This window comes from Microbulbifer maximicatervae (SeqCode) (assembly GCF_052467325.1).
This window is the reverse complement of record NZ_CP174310.1, coordinates 2,561,819-2,579,124: the sequence shown is the minus strand read 5'-3', so window position 1 is coordinate 2,579,124 and position 17,306 is coordinate 2,561,819. Positions and strand designations below refer to the sequence as shown.

The following is a 17,306-nucleotide window of genomic DNA, read 5'->3' as shown; positions in this document are numbered from 1 at the left end:
CGTATCAAGTGGTATTCAGCAATGATCTAGTGATAACGGAGTTGTTGGGAGTGACCAAGGGGGTTAACAGTGGCTGAGCTTATCTCGTCAAAATTGGCCGAAAAATGAGTTAAAGAATAATTGCAATAAAATTTATTGGAGAGGTATCGCTCTCTATTAATGAATCTTAAGGTTTCAGACCTGGACGTCGTGAATAAATTCAATTGCGGTAAATAAGAGTCAGCGATCAAAGGTTATAAATTCATTAAAATTGCATGCTTTTATCATGTTATAGATAGCGAGTCGCCCGTTGCTGACTTATAGCACGGATAGTATTAGTGTTGGCGTGAAGCCGATAGCTAGAAACTACCGGCTAACCTAATTAGAGCGAATTTTCTAATGACAAAGCGACCTTTTGAATACCATGAGGTGGAGTCCATCGTTTAAATTCAACAAAACCATATTTTTCATATAAATTAATTGCGGGATCATTTTTAGTTGCTGTTTCTACAATTGCTTCTGAAAATTCAATTTCATCTAGAATGTAGCTCAGCAATTTGCCTGCTATTCCTTTTCTAAAATGATTTGGATCAACAGTTAAGCTGTTAATTTCTAACCGCTTACCTTCTATAGTAATTTCAATAATTGCGGCTAGACACTTCTTGTCAATAAATCCGTAAAATAATGATTTAGAATTTTTTATATCTTGAGCGCTGCGAGATAGTGGCGGAAAGTCAGTAACGCCTATTAGTTGAGCTTCAACCTTATAGGAGCGTTGAAATATTATGAAAACCTGGTTTGCTATTTCTTCATTTAAAATATCAAGATTTATTATCATACTGATCATAGTCTCTGAATTTGTGGGGGCTCTAATGCTCACCGCAGCCACATTTATTTCTGGTGCTTGGTACGCCCAGCATAGGCATGCTTTAATAGGGTGAACATCTCTTGTAGGGTGATTATGGGCTCCATTAAATGCGATCTACTGACGAATCGCAACTGCAAAGCCGTTTACTCTTGAGGGAGTGAGGCGGTTAGCAAAAACTGATGAGCAGAAACATCAAATCAGGCTTGGGCTGAAGGTAAGGTGCCCTGTGATACGGAAGGCATATGAACCATGGATAAGGGGTAAATTATATAGTTATATAGTGAAAGTTCATGCCCGTGTCTAAGCTAATCTGTTTAGCTTGCCAACTCATAATTAGGCTCAACTCGTTAGTTGCTATCGCGGGGATTGAAAAAGTGATGGTACATTAGTGATCGTTGGGTGGGGGTTTATTAGGACTACGGAGTCACGTATTACAGACCTGTACGATGGATGGTGTGGGGGTAGAAACTACTGGCTGCTCGATTTAGCTGTTTGCTTCTCGATCTCAGCCAAGTACTCCCAATACTCATTAGGGTCAACAAAAAGTTCTCCTTCAGCTGTGAACTTGAAAAGAGAAAGTTTCATTAGTTCAAGCAATTCGAAATCCTTCCCTTCAAAGTACTTTTTAGAGACTCTATCTCGAATATACTCGCGTGAAGGATGTGGTGCATAAAATTTCGCCTTTGACTTATACTCTTTTCTATTCCCAAGTATCGCATAGCCGATTGGTGAATACCTGCAGTTAAAGCCATATTTATAAATCACTCGATCTATGTCTTTTGTAGAGTAAGATTTCTTGATTCCAGAATGCCGCACGACATAGAAGGGTAGACCTCTCACATACTTAGAATACTGGAACTCGTAAAAAAGATTTTTTATGCGATTCATACTTAGAACAGTTAATCCTGATGGTGACAAAGAGCGTATGAATTTATCAAGCTCCAGATTTATAGGCAGTCTATCAAAACCCTCGTTACCATAAAACTCACTCTTTGGATTGATACTTAAGCATAAGAGTGCTTTACCCTGGAAATTCTGGATACCTGTCCACTTTCCTTCCAGGCAAACGATATATTGAAAATTATCTGGCGATGAGCCGTTTACTATATGTTCAGTAGTGACAGCTACGCTATACATCGTAAATCTATGCCCCCTACTTTTGTCATTGTACTCTAGGGAGCGGTTAGGTTAGATTGCTGAATAAGACAAAGAGTGAAGAGCCTAGACATTCAATTCACTCGCCCTACCTGCGGCTTGCATGAGACAAAGTAAGGCCATAAAGAGCGATAAAAAAATCATGGGCATAGGGTTGGTTACTCTGTGAAGGCCCGGAGCACCTTGCCTGAAGTTGTTAGTGTTTACGGAGTTCTGGGCACATTTCATGAAGGTGCTTACTTGCCAATTGCACCATCGTCTTGTTGAAATTTAGAGCATAACTTTTTGCCTGTGTTCTAATATCTTCACGGTTAACGCAGTACTGCGAATCAGCTCCAACCCAAAGCATCTCCCATTTAGTATTCTTAAAAATACATGAAGTAAATGGAATATCGAAGCCTGGGCGAGAAGGGTCAATTCCATCCGCAACTGCGATGAAGTAAATATTATTCTCTTTAAACGCTTGCTCTGCCAAACTAGCTGCAATGTCTGGTTTGTAGCTATTCTTTTGTGATTTAAAAGAACAATCAGAAAGTGCCTTGCCAGAAACTAAACAGAGCAGTGTTAAAGTCAGTATTTTTTCATGGTTACACTTATGTCACTATAAAGGATTGGAACTGCTACGACTGCTTTGTGCTATTAGGCTCAAAATGAGCGTTGCAGCGGAGGTCCAGCCAGTTTGCTGACGATTTCTGATAGCTTTGCTATACACGTTTAAATTACTCGTATTCACATATGCTTGATTGATAATTAAAACGACCACCATCATCGAGGCATGAGTCTATATCTGTATTTTTAGATACCCAATCCGTAACTAGCATTACTGAGATTAGTATTACTACCCAAGCAATAAGCCCCAAAACAATACAGAAAGCATCATCTATATTTACTTTCTTAAAGGGGCGGCAAATTAGATATCCTAGACCTTTTATTAACACTTCAATAATGACTTCGAATAATACCCACCCAAGAAACCTAAATATTGCTCCGAAAATACCTACCCCAATTTCTTCAATCAGCATTTTTATCCCTTATTGCATAACGCCTTTCTTACAGGCGAGCCGCGCAGTGGCGGTTTCGGCGCAGCTCTGCTGTACGATTGTACGGCAACTTGGCACGCCCGGTATGGGTGTGGACAAATGAGCTGAAAGTCCCCTGTAGGAAGATCACCATTTAATGAGTCCCATTAAATGCTAACTACTAGCGAATGGCAACTGAAACAGCACAAGGTCTTATGGAGAGGAGGCCGTTAGCAAAACTATATGGGGATGTATAGAAATATCCTTTAAGGCTTAGCCTGGAGTTGAGGTGGCCAAGGACACCGAGGCCGCGTGATCTAGCGGGTAGGGTAATGATGCAGTTATGTAGTAAATTTTCACGATCATACCTCGGGAGATCTGTTTAACTTGCTGCAATGAAGCTGTCAGGATGGCCACTGGCTCATAAATGAAATGGACTCAGGCCTATAGCTGCTATTGATAATTTCCCATTGTTTAGTTAACTATTTTAGCTAGCGCAAGGCTATCAAAAAATGTATTGATATTGACTGCTGGACCCGGCACGACTAAATATGAGCTATTGAAAATAGCTGGCAAGGAGTGAGAACAAAAGTTCGAAATATATTATGGAAGGGCAATAATTGAATTGCTAGCAATTATCTGTAGTTCACCCGGTGAAAATTATTGAAGAAGGGAAAGATCTGATAACATACATATTGTACTAAATACTGAGTTTGATATCTGATCGCTGGGGTGAAAGCCTTCTATTGTAGACTCGTACGCAGGGCTGTATGGGGCCGATAGCGGGAAGCTACCGGCTACTTGGTTTGTGTGAACTACCCAATAAATACAGACGACATATTTATGTAATTTCCCTGGCAGTCATAGTAACTTATTTGTACTGGCTTACCTGCCATGTAAGCAGAAAGAAGGAATGATAACCTCCCTTCATAATTATCAGTATCTTTCAGCATTACAAAAGTATTGTTATCGGGGCAATCCAAATTGCTTATACTGGGATCATTTCTAAATCCACTTAATTTTACAAATACACCATTTGTAGCAGCTTTCAGGCTCTGAATCTCATAAGTTTCAGTAAATACAGCATTACCTGAAAGTGGAAATAAAAGAGCAGTGATTGCCAGGCAGTTCTTAAAAAGGGACATACTTTTTCCTTTACTATATTAACGATTGTATAACAAGGTTGTAGAAAACAGCTCTTGACGAACCTTTTATTCTTGGAGATTCTCTGGGTGCAAACATTAGATGAAGTTAAACTATATCACCAAATTTCGACCAATAGAATAGCTCTATTTGTTTCCTGGCTTACTATCAAGCCTCTGGTTTACTTGAAATATGGCTTCCATGTGTATAATTATTAAGAATGTCCCAAGTATAATATTTAATGCCGGATATTGTATCAGCCCAGTCTCTAATTACCTTAATAGTTTTTACTATATTGCTAATGCTGATAATCTTTAGATCAATACTGGCTTCCCTCGTCAGTACGCACGATAGCGTTCGTGGGTTTTTTGCATCGCCATAGAGCCATTAGAAGGGCTTCACAGGCTAATGTAAACGTCATGGCTTTCGATGTTGATAAATCAATAACGGGTCGATTTTATGGGTTAATCAATATAACCAACCCTCTTCAACACCTAGGCAAGTGATACTCCCGATCCATTTTTGATTTGGCTCCTAAGTATTGAAATTCTGTTCGAGCAGATTATGGAGCATAAAGCCCTAGTATTATACAGGCGTCATACTTTTATCGGCTTAACATACAAAAACCAACTACCGCTCACTAGCTGGTTTTTGCTTATCGATCAGCATTTGTTGATACTTTTGAAGTGCAACTGCTTCTTTTTTTGTTATGCTGGCTGAAAAGTATGCAGTAGAGATAATTGATAGAACCCCAAGTGCAACCCTATAGATTCCTCTAGAGTTATTAACTTCAAAAACAAGCCATAAAAAAATACTTATAAATGGAACCACTAAAAAAGTAATAGATATAAAAATAGCCAAGGTGAGCACCAATTAAAATACAATACTTGCAGCAACGGTCGCAATGTAGCAGCGAAGGGGCGATGTTAGCTGCTCTTGGTTCGCCCAGCATGGGCGTGAGCCAAAGGGGTGAAAGCCCTCTATAGGGAGATCACCGTTTAATAGGCTCCATTAAATGCTAACTGCTAGCGAATGGCAAATGCAACATCGAGAGGTCTTGTGGGGAGGAAGCTGTCATCAAAAAATTGTGAGCTGACAAATAGAAACATCTTATAAGGCTTATTTTGGAGGTGAAGTGGCTAGGGGCACTGGAGCACTGTGACCCAATGGGTAGATATTTATTACGGATAGGGATCGTTCATTGCAGACTGACACGTTGATTGGTGTGGGGTCAGTAGCTAGAAGTAACCGGCTACCTGATTTAGGTGCAAATTGCACGACACTTTGGCAATTGACTGCAACCCCAAAACTCGTTGCCTGCTTTGCCCCCTTTTTTTGATGCTCGTTGAACCATTGCATTACCGCATTTAGGGCAGCTTTTCTCTGACTCTTTATTGGCTACAATTTGTTTTACATGCTGCACATGATCTCTGTTGGTTTTGAGAGTTCGCTTGAGCCGTCCTGACTCAATTCTTTGAATCAATTCTTCTTTCTCCGTGGGAGAGATTATAAGTTCATTTATAGATTTGATGTAACGGATTAGGCCTCTAGCATTGGTGACATTTTTGGGTATCTCTGTTTTAAATTCACTGTCACCAACAAAAACAATGACTGAAAAAATATGTGAATCTGAAATCCCAAGGCATGCTGCTAACGTTTTTACATGCTTATAATTTTGATGTAGTGGATTTTGGAATTTGTTGGTGTGTTTGAATATTTTTTGTGTCCATTGTTTCTGTTTTTCAGTACCAAAAATCCATCCTTTCATGTTCTTTGTTTCAATGACAAAAATTCCTCTTTCTGAAACTAGAATATGATCAATTTGTGTGGTGCCATTTTCTGTGGGTAGAGTAACATTTTTGAGGAGATGATAGCTGCTTTTATCAAGCTTGATCCTTATTGCAAGGTTCACTATTGCCTCTCCAATAACGCCCTTAAACCAAGGAGATTTGAAGATTCCAGCGAAAATTAGCAGTGGTATGAAGTACCAGAATGTTGATATGACGTTCATTATTATTGGTGTGGGATCTATCATGTTGACTCGATAATGGTTTTCACCTAACGCCACTAACACGGTCTGCAATGTAGCTGCGAAAAAGTGAAATGAAGGTCCAGCCAGCTTTGTTGGCGGCCATATTTGGCCTTGGTACGCCCAGCATGGACGTGGACTAATGGGGTGAAAGTCCCCTATAGGGAGATCACCGTTTAATAGGCTCCATTAAATGCTAACTACTGGCGAATGGCAACTGCAATATCGAGAGGTCTTGTGGAGAGGAAGCCGCTAGAAAAACTGCGAGCCAACAAATAGAAACGTCATATAAGGTTTTGCCTAGAGGTGAGGCGGCCAAGGATATCGAAGCCATGTGATCTACCAGCTAGGGTAAATGAATCAGTTGTGCAGTGAAAGTTTACATCCTTATTTGGGGTAGATCTGTTTAGCTTGCTGTTGCGAAACTGTCAGTGGGGCCGCTGACTTGTAAGTAGGCCAAATCCGCTAGCCATCATTGTGGGGATAGAAAAAAGGTGTAGCGAAGTAGCGTCTAGGTCAGTAATTATCAAGGTGATTAAATGGAAGTCAGCCGACAGCATAGTAGCCTATCACCAAGCTTAATATCTTGGGCATAGCGAAAGCCTGAATCCAAACTCTATGCGTAAAAAGATAGGGCTAATCTAGCGACATATTATCCAGTTGGATAAAGTTGAGGTGGTGCATTACTATGCCACTCAACTCAAATGAAGAGCTGTTCGACACTATCTTTGGGTAGAGAGATTCATTACGGATAGTGAATAGCTCTTTCTGGCTCCGTAGGATGACTGGTATGACGCCGGTAACTAAAATGAATGACCTATATAGTTTTTATTCATTTAGCGTGGAGGCGTACTACAAACCACGATAGTTTCAAGTAAATAATCTTTACCGATGTCAAGATTATAAATTTGGGTTCTCTCACCGCAATGATTATAGTCACCCGATCGATCACCAGGTGAACAGGCAAGGAGTTTTGATTTGCTGTCGTTCAAATACCAGATGACATTCTTTGGTGGTTCTAGATCTATTCTCTCAAAAAACGGATTTATCGCCTTGGAAGCTCTTTCCAACTTGATCCACTCTTCATTATCAGGTAACTGACATTCATAATTATAATCAATATTTGCACAGCCGGCTTGGAGAGCCAACAATAAAAGACAAACATATTTTTTCATAGTGCATAACGCTCGTAGAACGAACAAAATTGAAGCACAGCGCAAACTTTGTCGGTGTACCTACGTTTGGTGCGCCCAGAATGGATGTAGACTAATGGGGTGAAGGTCCGCTGTAGGAAAATCACCATTTAATAAGGTCCCATTAAATGCTAACTACTGGCGAATGGCAACTGCAACATCGATAGGTCTTGTCGAAAGGAAGCCACCAGCAAAATACTGTGAGCTGACGAGCAGATATCTCCTATAAGATTTAGCTCAGAGGTGAGATGACTGGGGCATCGAAGCCATGTGATCCAATGGATAGATATTCATTACGGGTAGGAAACTGCCCATTGCGGACCCGCCTGATGGATGGTGTGGGGCTGGTATCTAGAAACTATCGACCTGGTTTATGAAATTTCCTCTGGATTAAAAATAAGACGAATTTTACTAATGCGGCCTACTTTAAAATGAAACGTTTGAGCTATTAATGTACTTCTACAATTTTTAGTGAATTTATATATGTAACATATTGAATTCGGATTGCGAAACTCTTCTACCATTTCATACGATACATTAACTGGAGGCGAAGCTTTCAAAGATTCTATATATTCTTTGGCCGACTTACATTTAAACAATGGCCCTTCAAAATCCAGATTTTCATCTAGTATTAGATCTAATGAATCAAAGTCCTTCGTTTCAAAGAATATGTCCATATACTTTCGGGCAAGCTCTATTTCTTTCATATCGATTTCATATAACGTTTTACTTGGCCGTCACAGAAATGGAGTCGTTTATGCTATCTTAGAAGGCCGTTTCTTGACACTTTTAAGGGTAGAGCTTAAGGCGTCACAGCCATTGACACAATATGGAAATCACAATAATTAAACAGTTAAACCTATACTCCATAATCCAGCCTCACCGCTCACAGATCGCCTTCGGCGACTCCGTACTATCACTGAGTCTCCCGCTGTGTACGCATGGCGTTCCTTTGTGGAAGAGGGGAGGGATTATGAGCACCTGTGCCAGTGGATTGAGACTGGGATGAAAAAAGCTCGCTGTTATCTTTGCGCTGGATATCGCTGCCTAAACGAATCTATTCTATTGCCCGCCAAGCCAACACATAAGACCACTGTACTGGCCGCTTTTGGCAGGGCCGCTTCAAGTCTCAGGCCCTATTGGATGAAAGAGCTTTGGCAGCTAGCATGGCCTATATTGATCTCAATCCTATTCGTGCCGATACTGCAAAAAACCCGGAAGACCCCGATCACACGTTTATTCAGCAGCGTGTTCGCGCTACGATCTCAGGTGAGCAGCCCAAGGAGCTAATACAGTTTGTGGGCGGCGAGCGCCTTAATATGCCGAACGGGTTGCTCTTTCAGATGAATCACTATTTGGCGCTAGTAGATTGGAGTGGTCGGCATTTAGGTCCTTAAAAGCGCGTTGCCATTTCTCAAAAGATGCCCTCTATTCTTGAGCGGCTGGACATCTCAGCCAAACACTGGCTCTATCTCAATTAGCCGCTATCAAAGCCTGATGGGATCAGCAGAGGCTGTACAGTAAGCCTGTATTCAGCTCAATAAATGATGGGTATATGGCATAAGTGACTGCCAACGTTTCCTGTTGGTAACACATCACTAATTTACTCACGGCCTTTCGATGCTATTCCTTCCGATTTGGCCAAAATCGCGTGATTTTCAAACCGAAAGTATATTTTTTCAACACTTCACTTTGTCCGAACCATGCCCGGAGAAATGGCCGTTAAGGTGGAAAGCCTGTACTATTTCGGGTGTCATCTTTCAATCTGTGGGTGTCCTATTTTTCAACCTTCTGATTGGTGTTTCAATGATTACGGCTGACGTTAAGTAGTGTTTTTGGTTTCTAATAGGAGTATTTGTCTGCCTTGGTTCCGAAAGGTAATCGTATAGCCGTAAATTCTGGCTATAGTATCCAGTTTCGGGGAGTACTAATCTTTTGTCCAACCATCGACAATCATTAATAATCTCCCCGGCCTCGATTGATTTGTAAAGAGCATGTTATGTCCAGAAAAATATTATCCTTAAAGGTAAAGAGAAATACGGAGCCTAAGAAGGTTGATAAAAAGCAAGAGGATACTTCTGATCCAAAGAAACGGTTCTTAAATGGAGTAGCTATTAATCCATCTGAGCCTATTCGCCTTGAGTCAGGTTCTCAGGAACTTACGGTTAGGGCGATGGATTTGATCACACCAATTGGTAAGGGGCAGCGTGGCTTGATTGTGGCTCCACCGGGCTGTGGCAAAACCACTATCCTGAAACATATCTGCCAAGCAATGGGGGAGGCTTACCCCGAAATAAAGTTGTACGCTTTACTTATTGATGAAAGGCCAGAGGAGGTTACTGACTTTAAGCGAAGTGTACCGGCCGAAGTTTATGCGTCCTCTTCTGATCATAGCTATGAAGATCATGTGAGAGTAGCTAATGAACTCCTTGATCGGGCCTGCAAGGAAGCCGGTGAAGGTCAGGATGTAATGATCGTGGTTGACTCGTTGACAAGGCTTTCACGGGTACACAATGCGCAGCAGAGTGGTAGGGGACGTACGATGTCTGGCGGGATAGATGCCAGGGCTATGGAGGTACCCAGAAAGCTGTTTGGTGCTGCGAGGAAGATTGAAGGTGGTGGTTCACTTACGATTCTGGCAACGATACTTGTGGATACCGGAAGCCGAATGGACCAGGTGATATTTGAGGAGTTTAAGGGAACGGGAAATATGGAACTAGTATTGTCAAAGGAAGTTGCGAGACAGCGAATTTTCCCTGCCTTGGATATTGCTAAAAGCAGTACTCGCCGTGAGGAAATCCTGTTTAACTCGAAAGATATTGCAACGATAAGAGCTTTACGAAGAACGCTTACCAGTCTAAAGCCTGTAGATGGCACTAAAAAGCTTATTGAACTCCTTGAAAAGTACCCGACTAATGCGGAGTTACTTGACCATTAATTTTTAGTTAAGTTTAAGGGTAGTATTTAGCCGCTTAGCATTTTTGGAGTTAGTTACTTAGCGACCGACTCCTTACTAGGACAGCCGTTATTTAGTCGAGGGCTTTATGCTTCGATTCTCTGGTGTGTTTTTACAGGATATTGCTCAATGAGGAGCTTAGTGGAAATGTGGCCTTAATATGCCGAAAGGGTTGCCCTTTCAGCTGGACCACTATTTGGCGTTAGTAGACTGGAGTGGTCGGCATTTAGCACCCCAAAAGCGCGGAGCCATTTCTCTAAAGACGCCCCTTATCCTTGAGCGGCTGGGCATCTCGGCAAAACACTGGCTCTATCTCGGTTGGCACTTTGAAAGCCGCTTTAAAGGTTTGGTGGGATCAGCGGAGATTGTAAAGCAAGCTTACATCCAATTCGATAAACGCTGGGTACACGAAATAGGGATTGCCGGCGTTCCCTCTCAGCCGCACCCTGCTAATCTACTTCTACCCCAAATACTCTATAACACGATTACCACTCTTTTATCCAAAATAGCATTTCCAAAAATCTGCATATCAATTCCCAGAACTTAATCTATCTTACCTATAAATCAAAGGGTAAGAACTCCTAGAAAGGGAGCTTGCTACAGAATCTTCCAGCCTTTTGGGGGCCTAATGTGTATGTGCACTAATTTGTGCAATAGGATAATAAACAACACCCGCAGCAACCTGTAAGGTTACTAAACCGGGTGCTTTCATCCAAATTTATGCATCTTCTGATGATTCACGTATGCGCTCTTTTCGTTCCAACTCTTCTTGCATCACCGCTTTGATTTCTTCCAGCACGGCGTCGACATCGGCGCTGTCATCGTCATCATCAAACTTGCCGCTGAGCGTTGAGCTAGTCGTTAAGTTACCCTCTTCAAACAGTGCCCACATTTCCTTGGCGTATTGAGTCTGTAATAAAGAGGGGGCAAATCTGCCATAGTAACGACGCATATTGTCGACGTCGCGAGTGAACATTTCTTGTGCACTGTTATTGGCAGCGGCATTAACAGCTTGGGGTAAATCGATAATCACAGGGCCGGAATCATCCACTAGGACGTTAAATTCGGACAAATCACCATGTACAATTCCCTCGTGAAGCATGAGCATGATGTAATGAATCATTAATGCATGATCTTGAATTGCTTGCTCTTCTGACATTGTCACATCGCCAAGCCGTGGTGCGACATTGCCTGCTTCGTCAGTGATTAACTCCATCAATAATACACCGTCAACACAACCAAAAGTCTTGGGAACACGTACATGAGCGCGTGCTAAACGGGACAAAGCATCAATTTCGGCATTCTGCCAAATCTCTTCCTGCTGTTGGCGGCCATAATTTGATCGTTTTTGCATGGCACGTGCTTGACGACCACTGCGAACTTTACGCCCTTCTTGGTATTGTGCAGCCTTTTTAAAACTGCGCTTAGTTGCATCTTTATAGACTTTGGCGCAACGAATTTCGTCACGACAACGGACAATAAATATATCGGCTTCTTTGCCGCTCATTAGGCGGCTGATAACTTCATCGATTAAGCCATCATCGATGAGAGGCTGTAGACGTTTGGGAGTTTTCACTAGATACCAGCTTCGAGTGTTCGGCAATTAATCATATATGCTATTGACATATTTCCATGTGTATTTGAGGCAAGAAATCTAATCCTGCTTATGGATAAAGAGCGATTATGGGGCCCTATAATGTCCGCGTAAAGGATGGGAGCAATAAGAATCGCACTTGACATGTTATGAACAATGCGGTGAAAGCCCCCAGTAGGAAGATCACCGTTTAATGACCTCTAACTACCAGCGAGTGACAATTGCAATACTATAAGGTTTTGTGGGGAGGAAGTCGCGAACAAAACTATGAGTTGGCGAACAGAAACATCCTATATGGCTTAGTCAGGAGGCCAAGGGTGCCGAAGCCACGTGATCTAATGGGTAGGGTTAATGATGTAGCTGATTTGTGAAATTTTATACTCTTACCTTGGGAAATCTGTGTAATTTGTTTCAGTTATTCTGTCGGCGTGGCTACTGGCTGTTAAGTAGGTCCAACCGGTTAGCATTCATGACCCGCATGATGGGTGGTGTGGTGGCCGGTAGTTAGAAACTACCGGCCACCCGATTTATATTTCTTCTTGTTGAGGAACAAAAGCCTCTTTACTGCCAACGAGAACCACAATAAGAAGTATTATATCGATGACAATGCTAGAGATTGAGCCAGGTATTTGAGCCATCAAGAACCCACTATTTGACTGCGAGCTAATTACTGCTTGAATAATGGCCCAAATAACAGACGCAGCGATAGCTATATAGAAAAGTTTTATCGCGAAATCTTTAGTCATCATTAGAAATATTCCAGATATAAGATACAGACCTGCTACGACCATAGATACTATACCAAAAACAATTGACCAAGATTCATACCACTCTGGGACCTTAAACTGTTCTTGCATAGACTCCATCATTTGAGAAAACTCGATTCGTTTGGGTTCACCTTCCTCTTCAATTTCTAGTGTCAATTGGGGCATATCCTTTCCATCAGGAGTCTTCCCTTTACTGAATTCAGCCATCATTTCTTTCTGCATTTCGAGGATCGAGGGCATGGCTATTTCCTGAGCGCCACCAAGAACCCCAAATATCCCGAAGATAATTGCCAACACTCCAATTATTGTCGCCCATGTAGGTCTTTTCATTTACTACTCCATAGTTCAGTAAAAATATAACGCCATTTGTAATGGGCAGCTTTGTGGCAAAGCCACGTTTAAAGCTGTCCAGCCCTAAGGGCGATCGTTGACAGACTTGGTACGCCCAGCATGGGCGTAAACTAATGGGGCGAATGTCCCCTGTAGGAGGATCACCATTTAATGGGTTCCATTAAATGCTAACTACTAGCGAATGGCAACTGCAACACCGTGAGGTCTTGTGGGGAGGAAGTCGCTAGCAAAACTAGGAGCTGACGAACAGAAACATCCTGTAAGGCTTAGCCTTGAGGCGAGGTGCCCAAGGACACCGAAGCCATGTGATCTGACGGGTAGAGTAAATGGTGCAGTTGTGTAGTGAAAGTTCATGTTCTTATCTGGGGAGATCGGTTTAGCTTCCTGCTGTGAGGCTGTCAGCGTGGCCGCTGACTCATAAGTAGGCCCAGCCCGCTAGCCACCATCGCGGGGGTAAAAAAAGTGGTGGAACACAGCAGCGCTCTGCTCAGTAATGAGTAGGGTGATTAAACAGAATTCAGCAGACGGCATAGTAGCCAAATGCCAAGATTAATACCTTGGACAGGGTGAAGGCCTGAGCCTAAATCCACGAGTTGAAAGACAGGGCTAGCCTACTGATATGTTTCCAGTCGGTTAAGTTGATGTAGCGCACTGCCATGACACTCAACTCAAATGAAGATCTGCTCGACACTATCGTTGGGTTGAGATTTATTACGGATAGGAGCCGCCCATTGCGGACCCGCGCGATGGGTGGTGTGGGGTCCTGTAATTAGAAACTACCGACTACCCGATTTAAGCATTAGTTTTTAGGGCCTCTTTGGTTGTGTCCACAGCTTGCTGTAGATCCTTGGAGTAACTTTTTAGTTTCTTTAAATCACCTTTGATAAGAGCTTCTTTAACTTCCGTTACCAAGTTTTTTGTGTTTTCAGTAGTATCCACAATTATGCCTGAAATCCTTGAGGCATCATTTAATCCCCATTCTTTGGCTTTATCTCCAACCAGGGGAAGACCTTCAATAATAGGGCATGCAACCTCTAAAGTATTATGTATTTTACTCAGGTTTTTAAAGCTGTACGCTTGAATAACAGATGTCAATTCTGTGACCTGTAAAGAAACATCTTGTACGGCATCAATCAGAGGCTTATTTTCATTGATTTCAGCAAGTGCTTTTCGTGCTCCTTGGAAATGGGTATACACGAAAAATAAAAAGCACCCGATAGTCAATATCGCTCCAACAACAAATAACTCAGACGGTAAAGTTAGTCCAGGTATGTTAGCCAATACCATAGATAAAATGCCAGCAAACCCAAAGGCTAATGCGAACCCCCCAGTCTTATATAGTTTATCCATTCCCTTAGAAAGACTATCTGATATGCGAACTACATCCTGCGTTGCTATTTGGTTCATATAGACATACCTATTGTTTGGTGGAGAGATTGATGCATAACGCACCTCTGTCAAAACCATAGGGAAGTGAAGGTTTTGGCGTCGAGTGCCTTTACTTGATACGCCCAGCATGGACGTGAACTAATGGGGTGAAAGTCCCCTGTAGGAGGATCACCATTTAATGGATTCCATTAAATGCTAACTACTAGCGAATGGCAACTGCAATACCGCGAGGTCTTGTGGGGAGGAAGTCGCTAGCAAAACTACTAGCTGACGGACAGAAACATCCTATAAGGCTTAGCCTGAAAGTGAGGCGGCCAAGGACACCGAAGCCGGGTGATCTAACGGGTAAAGTAAATGATGCAGTTGTGTAGTGAAAGTTCACCTTCTTATCTGGGGGGACCTGTTTAGCTTGCTGCTATGAAGCTGTTAACGTGGCCGCTGACTCATAAGTAGGCCCAACCCACTAGCCTCCATCGAGGGGTAGACAAGAGTGGTGGAACACAGCGGTGCCTGGGCCAGTAATGGCCAAGGTGATTGAACAGAAGTCAGCCGACGGCATAGTAGCCTAATGCTAAGATTAATACCTTGGACAGGGTGAAGGCCTGAACCAAAAATCCGCGAGTTAAAAGATAGGGTTAGCCTACTGATATGCTTCCAGTCGGATAAGTTGAGGTAGCGCACTGCTATGACACTCAGCTCAAATGACGAGCTGCTCGACGCTATTGTTGGGTAGAGATTCATACGGATAGGGAACCGCCCATTGCGACCCGCACGATGGGTGGTGTTGGGGCCGGTAGCTAAAAACTACCGGCTACCCGATTTATGAGCCTCACTGCTCGTAGACCTGAATAGTAATCGCACGTCTGTCGCCACGTACTCTGAATATTGTCAAAAGACCATATTGTTTGAAGTACATGATTTTTTCCCATTCCGGAAAGTTACTACTGCCCGGAAGGCTAGATTTAGGCTGAAGCTTCCAGGAGCCACCCTCCTCAACGATCTTCATGAATGAAGCATGATCATGCTCTGACATCTCTATATAGAAAATTTCGTTATAGTCATCGAAATACTTTGCAATATCAGAAGCCTTCTCCCGCTCGACAACTACGAAATCCTCTTTAGGCTTGAAGCCGATAGCTTCATTGACTATTAGCGAAATATCATATTGCTTCGTACAGCTGACAACTAACAATAGAAAAAAAACAAATGTGGTCCGAGTCTTCATCGTTCATAACGTCCGCATTTACGGCTGGTTTGGAGCACAGCAGAAAACCAGTTCGACAAAATGTGCTAGCTAGGACTTGACAGCATGATAAAAGACTCCCAGCCCCTCGGGATCATAAAACTCCCAGCTAGCATTTTCATACCTAACGAATACATCATTAGTCTGTAGAGTATCCCACCAACTATTCAATGCTTCGAAAAAGATCGATGTAGTAAAATCACTGCAAAGATCGTTTGGAAAATACGATATTTCAACAGCTATTTTTTCACCTTCAGGCCAATCGAGAAACAGATGAACCTGGCTTACAAAGCTAACTCTAGATTTCAGCTGTCCATGAATACAACCTTCTTCACGTTGTGTGATGTAAGACACTACACTTTCCGAAGACATTTCAACTACTTCACCGTCTTGATCTAGGAGCTCGCCATCGCTGAATTCCTCGAGAAATAGTTCAATGAACTTTCCGACACAAGCCAAAGTGGTTGGAGTAAACGTAATATTCCTAGTACTACCATCACTGTCGGTTAAATATTCAAGTACTTCAGCTTCATTCATATGAGAGCCTAACACCTTTAGCAACGGCCGAAATGTAGCGGCAAAGCCGCGTAATGTAGGTCCAGCCACGCAGTGGAGATGTTGCCTAAATTTATTAGGTGACGCCTTACTGTCACTATCTATCCTTAATTGCACATTGGGTAAAGGGAGATAAGCTATTACACTCAATTTCGACTTTATGAACTGGCCCACTGTCTACAAGTGCATATGTCTTGTCCTGCGCGATAATAACCCATGAGTCGTTGCTAAGGGCGCAAACAGACCAGGGAAAGAAGCTGTGTGCCATAATGACTGACATAAAATTAAATTTCTCAATAGGCGCTAAGTGAAACGCACCAAGCTTGTCAGTTTTACCATCGGAGCTCCTACCTTCACATTGCTCGACTCCAATCCCGGCTACAACGCGTACGGGCAGGTTTTTCTTAGGTGATCCTGATTCACTAATAACACCTGATATTTCAGGAGTAAGATTACTGTAATGCGGGATTGGGACACACCCAGTCAAACCAAGAAGCATTAGTAATGTTAAAACTCGCACTCTAGTCACCTAACTTTTATTTAACTAAGTTGGTCATAGAACAATTCTTTGTCTTTCCAAGGATCCTGGTAGGCATCTAGAATATGCTCAATAACTGGAGTAGCTCTAAAGTCAGGGATACTCTGTGCCTCTCTTAACCGTTTTTCTAAATGAGCTTTGTACCTCTTTAGCCTAAGGTGATACATGCAAACCTGCGCCAGCTCCCAGGTACACTCTTTGAAAATATCGAAATCCTCGATAAATGTCTCTTCAAAATCCTCTTTGACAGTATCTTTGAGTTTATAGAGCTCCAGTATCTGTTCACAGAAAGGGACTAAATCTGGATTTCCCAAAGATTCTGGTGCAGCAAAAACGAATTCAGACTTTCTGAAGATTTCTCTTAGCTTTGACCTAATACCTGAATCCATATTCACAGTTAACGCCTTTAGCACCGGCAGCCTGCGCGAAGCGCGTTGTTAGGCAGTCCAGCCACGAAGTGGCGAGGGTGCCTAAATTTGGTACGCCCAGCATGGGCGTGAACTAATGGGGTAAACGAGGCCGTTTCT

Annotated in this window: 19 protein-coding genes; 3 read left to right on the top strand and 16 right to left on the bottom strand. The window is 42.5% G+C overall.

Features of this window, described 5'->3' with window-relative positions; genetic code table 11:
* Positions 1-361: 361 nt before the first annotated feature.
* The 10 genes from ACJJIE_RS11590 to ACJJIE_RS11545 form a co-directional block, all read right to left on the bottom strand.
* On the bottom strand, positions 362-868 hold the full coding sequence (locus ACJJIE_RS11590; protein WP_282931611.1) for a GNAT family N-acetyltransferase: 507 nt from the start codon (positions 866-868) through the stop codon (positions 362-364).
* 447 nt (positions 869-1,315) lie between these two features.
* Positions 1,316-1,984: a DUF6559 family protein gene (locus tag ACJJIE_RS11585; RefSeq protein WP_444894711.1), complete on the bottom strand. Its 669-nt coding sequence runs from the start codon at positions 1,982-1,984 to the stop codon at positions 1,316-1,318.
* A 214-nt stretch (positions 1,985-2,198) separates the two neighbouring features.
* On the bottom strand, positions 2,199-2,477 hold the full coding sequence (locus tag ACJJIE_RS11580; protein WP_444894710.1) for a hypothetical protein: 279 nt from the start codon (positions 2,475-2,477) through the stop codon (positions 2,199-2,201).
* A gap of 244 nt (positions 2,478-2,721) precedes the next feature.
* Positions 2,722-3,024, bottom strand: coding sequence for a hypothetical protein (locus ACJJIE_RS11575; protein ID WP_282931612.1), 303 nt, complete (start codon positions 3,022-3,024; stop codon positions 2,722-2,724).
* Positions 3,025-3,052: 28 nt separating this feature from the next.
* Positions 3,053-3,175, bottom strand: coding sequence for a hypothetical protein (locus tag ACJJIE_RS11570; protein WP_444894709.1), 123 nt, complete (start codon positions 3,173-3,175; stop codon positions 3,053-3,055).
* 661 nt (positions 3,176-3,836) lie between these two features.
* Entirely contained in the window at positions 3,837-4,166 is a 330-nt protein-coding gene (locus tag ACJJIE_RS11565; protein ID WP_444894708.1) for a hypothetical protein, read from the bottom strand.
* A 628-nt stretch (positions 4,167-4,794) separates the two neighbouring features.
* The gene (locus tag ACJJIE_RS11560; protein ID WP_444894707.1) at positions 4,795-5,025 is read right to left on the bottom strand and encodes a hypothetical protein; all 231 of its coding nucleotides are present in this window, start codon (positions 5,023-5,025) and stop codon (positions 4,795-4,797) included.
* A gap of 400 nt (positions 5,026-5,425) precedes the next feature.
* Entirely contained in the window at positions 5,426-6,175 is a 750-nt protein-coding gene (locus ACJJIE_RS11555) for a nuclease-related domain-containing protein (protein ID WP_444894764.1), read from the bottom strand.
* An 854-nt stretch (positions 6,176-7,029) separates the two neighbouring features.
* Positions 7,030-7,368: a hypothetical protein gene (locus ACJJIE_RS11550; RefSeq protein ID WP_282931620.1), complete on the bottom strand. Its 339-nt coding sequence runs from the start codon at positions 7,366-7,368 to the stop codon at positions 7,030-7,032.
* Positions 7,369-7,757: 389 nt separating this feature from the next.
* Positions 7,758-8,093 (bottom strand): hypothetical protein, encoded by a 336-nt coding sequence (locus tag ACJJIE_RS11545; protein WP_444894706.1) that lies wholly within the window; start codon positions 8,091-8,093, stop codon positions 7,758-7,760.
* Positions 8,094-8,552: 459 nt separating this feature from the next.
* Between ACJJIE_RS11545 and ACJJIE_RS11540 the strand changes: the two genes are divergently transcribed.
* The 3 genes from ACJJIE_RS11540 to ACJJIE_RS11530 all read left to right on the top strand — a co-directional run bounded on the left by ACJJIE_RS11540 (position 8,553) and on the right by ACJJIE_RS11530 (position 10,889).
* The gene (locus ACJJIE_RS11540; RefSeq protein WP_444894705.1) at positions 8,553-8,783 is read left to right on the top strand and encodes a hypothetical protein; all 231 of its coding nucleotides are present in this window, start codon (positions 8,553-8,555) and stop codon (positions 8,781-8,783) included.
* Between the two features lie 602 nt (positions 8,784-9,385).
* Positions 9,386-10,324, top strand: coding sequence for a transcription termination factor Rho (gene rho, locus ACJJIE_RS11535; RefSeq protein ID WP_444894704.1), 939 nt, complete (start codon positions 9,386-9,388; stop codon positions 10,322-10,324).
* A gap of 178 nt (positions 10,325-10,502) precedes the next feature.
* Entirely contained in the window at positions 10,503-10,889 is a 387-nt protein-coding gene (locus tag ACJJIE_RS11530; RefSeq protein ID WP_444894703.1) for a hypothetical protein, read from the top strand.
* A gap of 171 nt (positions 10,890-11,060) precedes the next feature.
* On the opposite strand, the gene ACJJIE_RS11525 is transcribed toward ACJJIE_RS11530, so the two are convergent.
* The 6 genes from ACJJIE_RS11525 to ACJJIE_RS11500 all read right to left on the bottom strand — a co-directional run bounded on the left by ACJJIE_RS11525 (position 11,061) and on the right by ACJJIE_RS11500 (position 17,174).
* The gene (locus ACJJIE_RS11525; RefSeq protein ID WP_444894702.1) at positions 11,061-11,918 is read right to left on the bottom strand and encodes a PA4780 family RIO1-like protein kinase; all 858 of its coding nucleotides are present in this window, start codon (positions 11,916-11,918) and stop codon (positions 11,061-11,063) included.
* A gap of 545 nt (positions 11,919-12,463) precedes the next feature.
* On the bottom strand, positions 12,464-13,033 hold the full coding sequence (locus ACJJIE_RS11520; protein WP_444894701.1) for a hypothetical protein: 570 nt from the start codon (positions 13,031-13,033) through the stop codon (positions 12,464-12,466).
* An 813-nt stretch (positions 13,034-13,846) separates the two neighbouring features.
* On the bottom strand, positions 13,847-14,461 hold the full coding sequence (locus ACJJIE_RS11515; RefSeq protein ID WP_282931626.1) for a hypothetical protein: 615 nt from the start codon (positions 14,459-14,461) through the stop codon (positions 13,847-13,849).
* 811 nt (positions 14,462-15,272) lie between these two features.
* Positions 15,273-15,668 carry a hypothetical protein gene (locus tag ACJJIE_RS11510; protein ID WP_444894700.1) on the bottom strand — a complete coding sequence of 132 codons (396 nt, stop codon included), beginning with the start codon at positions 15,666-15,668 and terminating at the stop codon, positions 15,273-15,275.
* A gap of 69 nt (positions 15,669-15,737) precedes the next feature.
* Positions 15,738-16,223, bottom strand: coding sequence for a hypothetical protein (locus ACJJIE_RS11505; protein WP_444894699.1), 486 nt, complete (start codon positions 16,221-16,223; stop codon positions 15,738-15,740).
* 558 nt (positions 16,224-16,781) lie between these two features.
* On the bottom strand, positions 16,782-17,174 hold the full coding sequence (locus ACJJIE_RS11500; protein WP_444894698.1) for a hypothetical protein: 393 nt from the start codon (positions 17,172-17,174) through the stop codon (positions 16,782-16,784).
* Between the last annotated feature and the right edge of the window lie 132 nt (positions 17,175-17,306).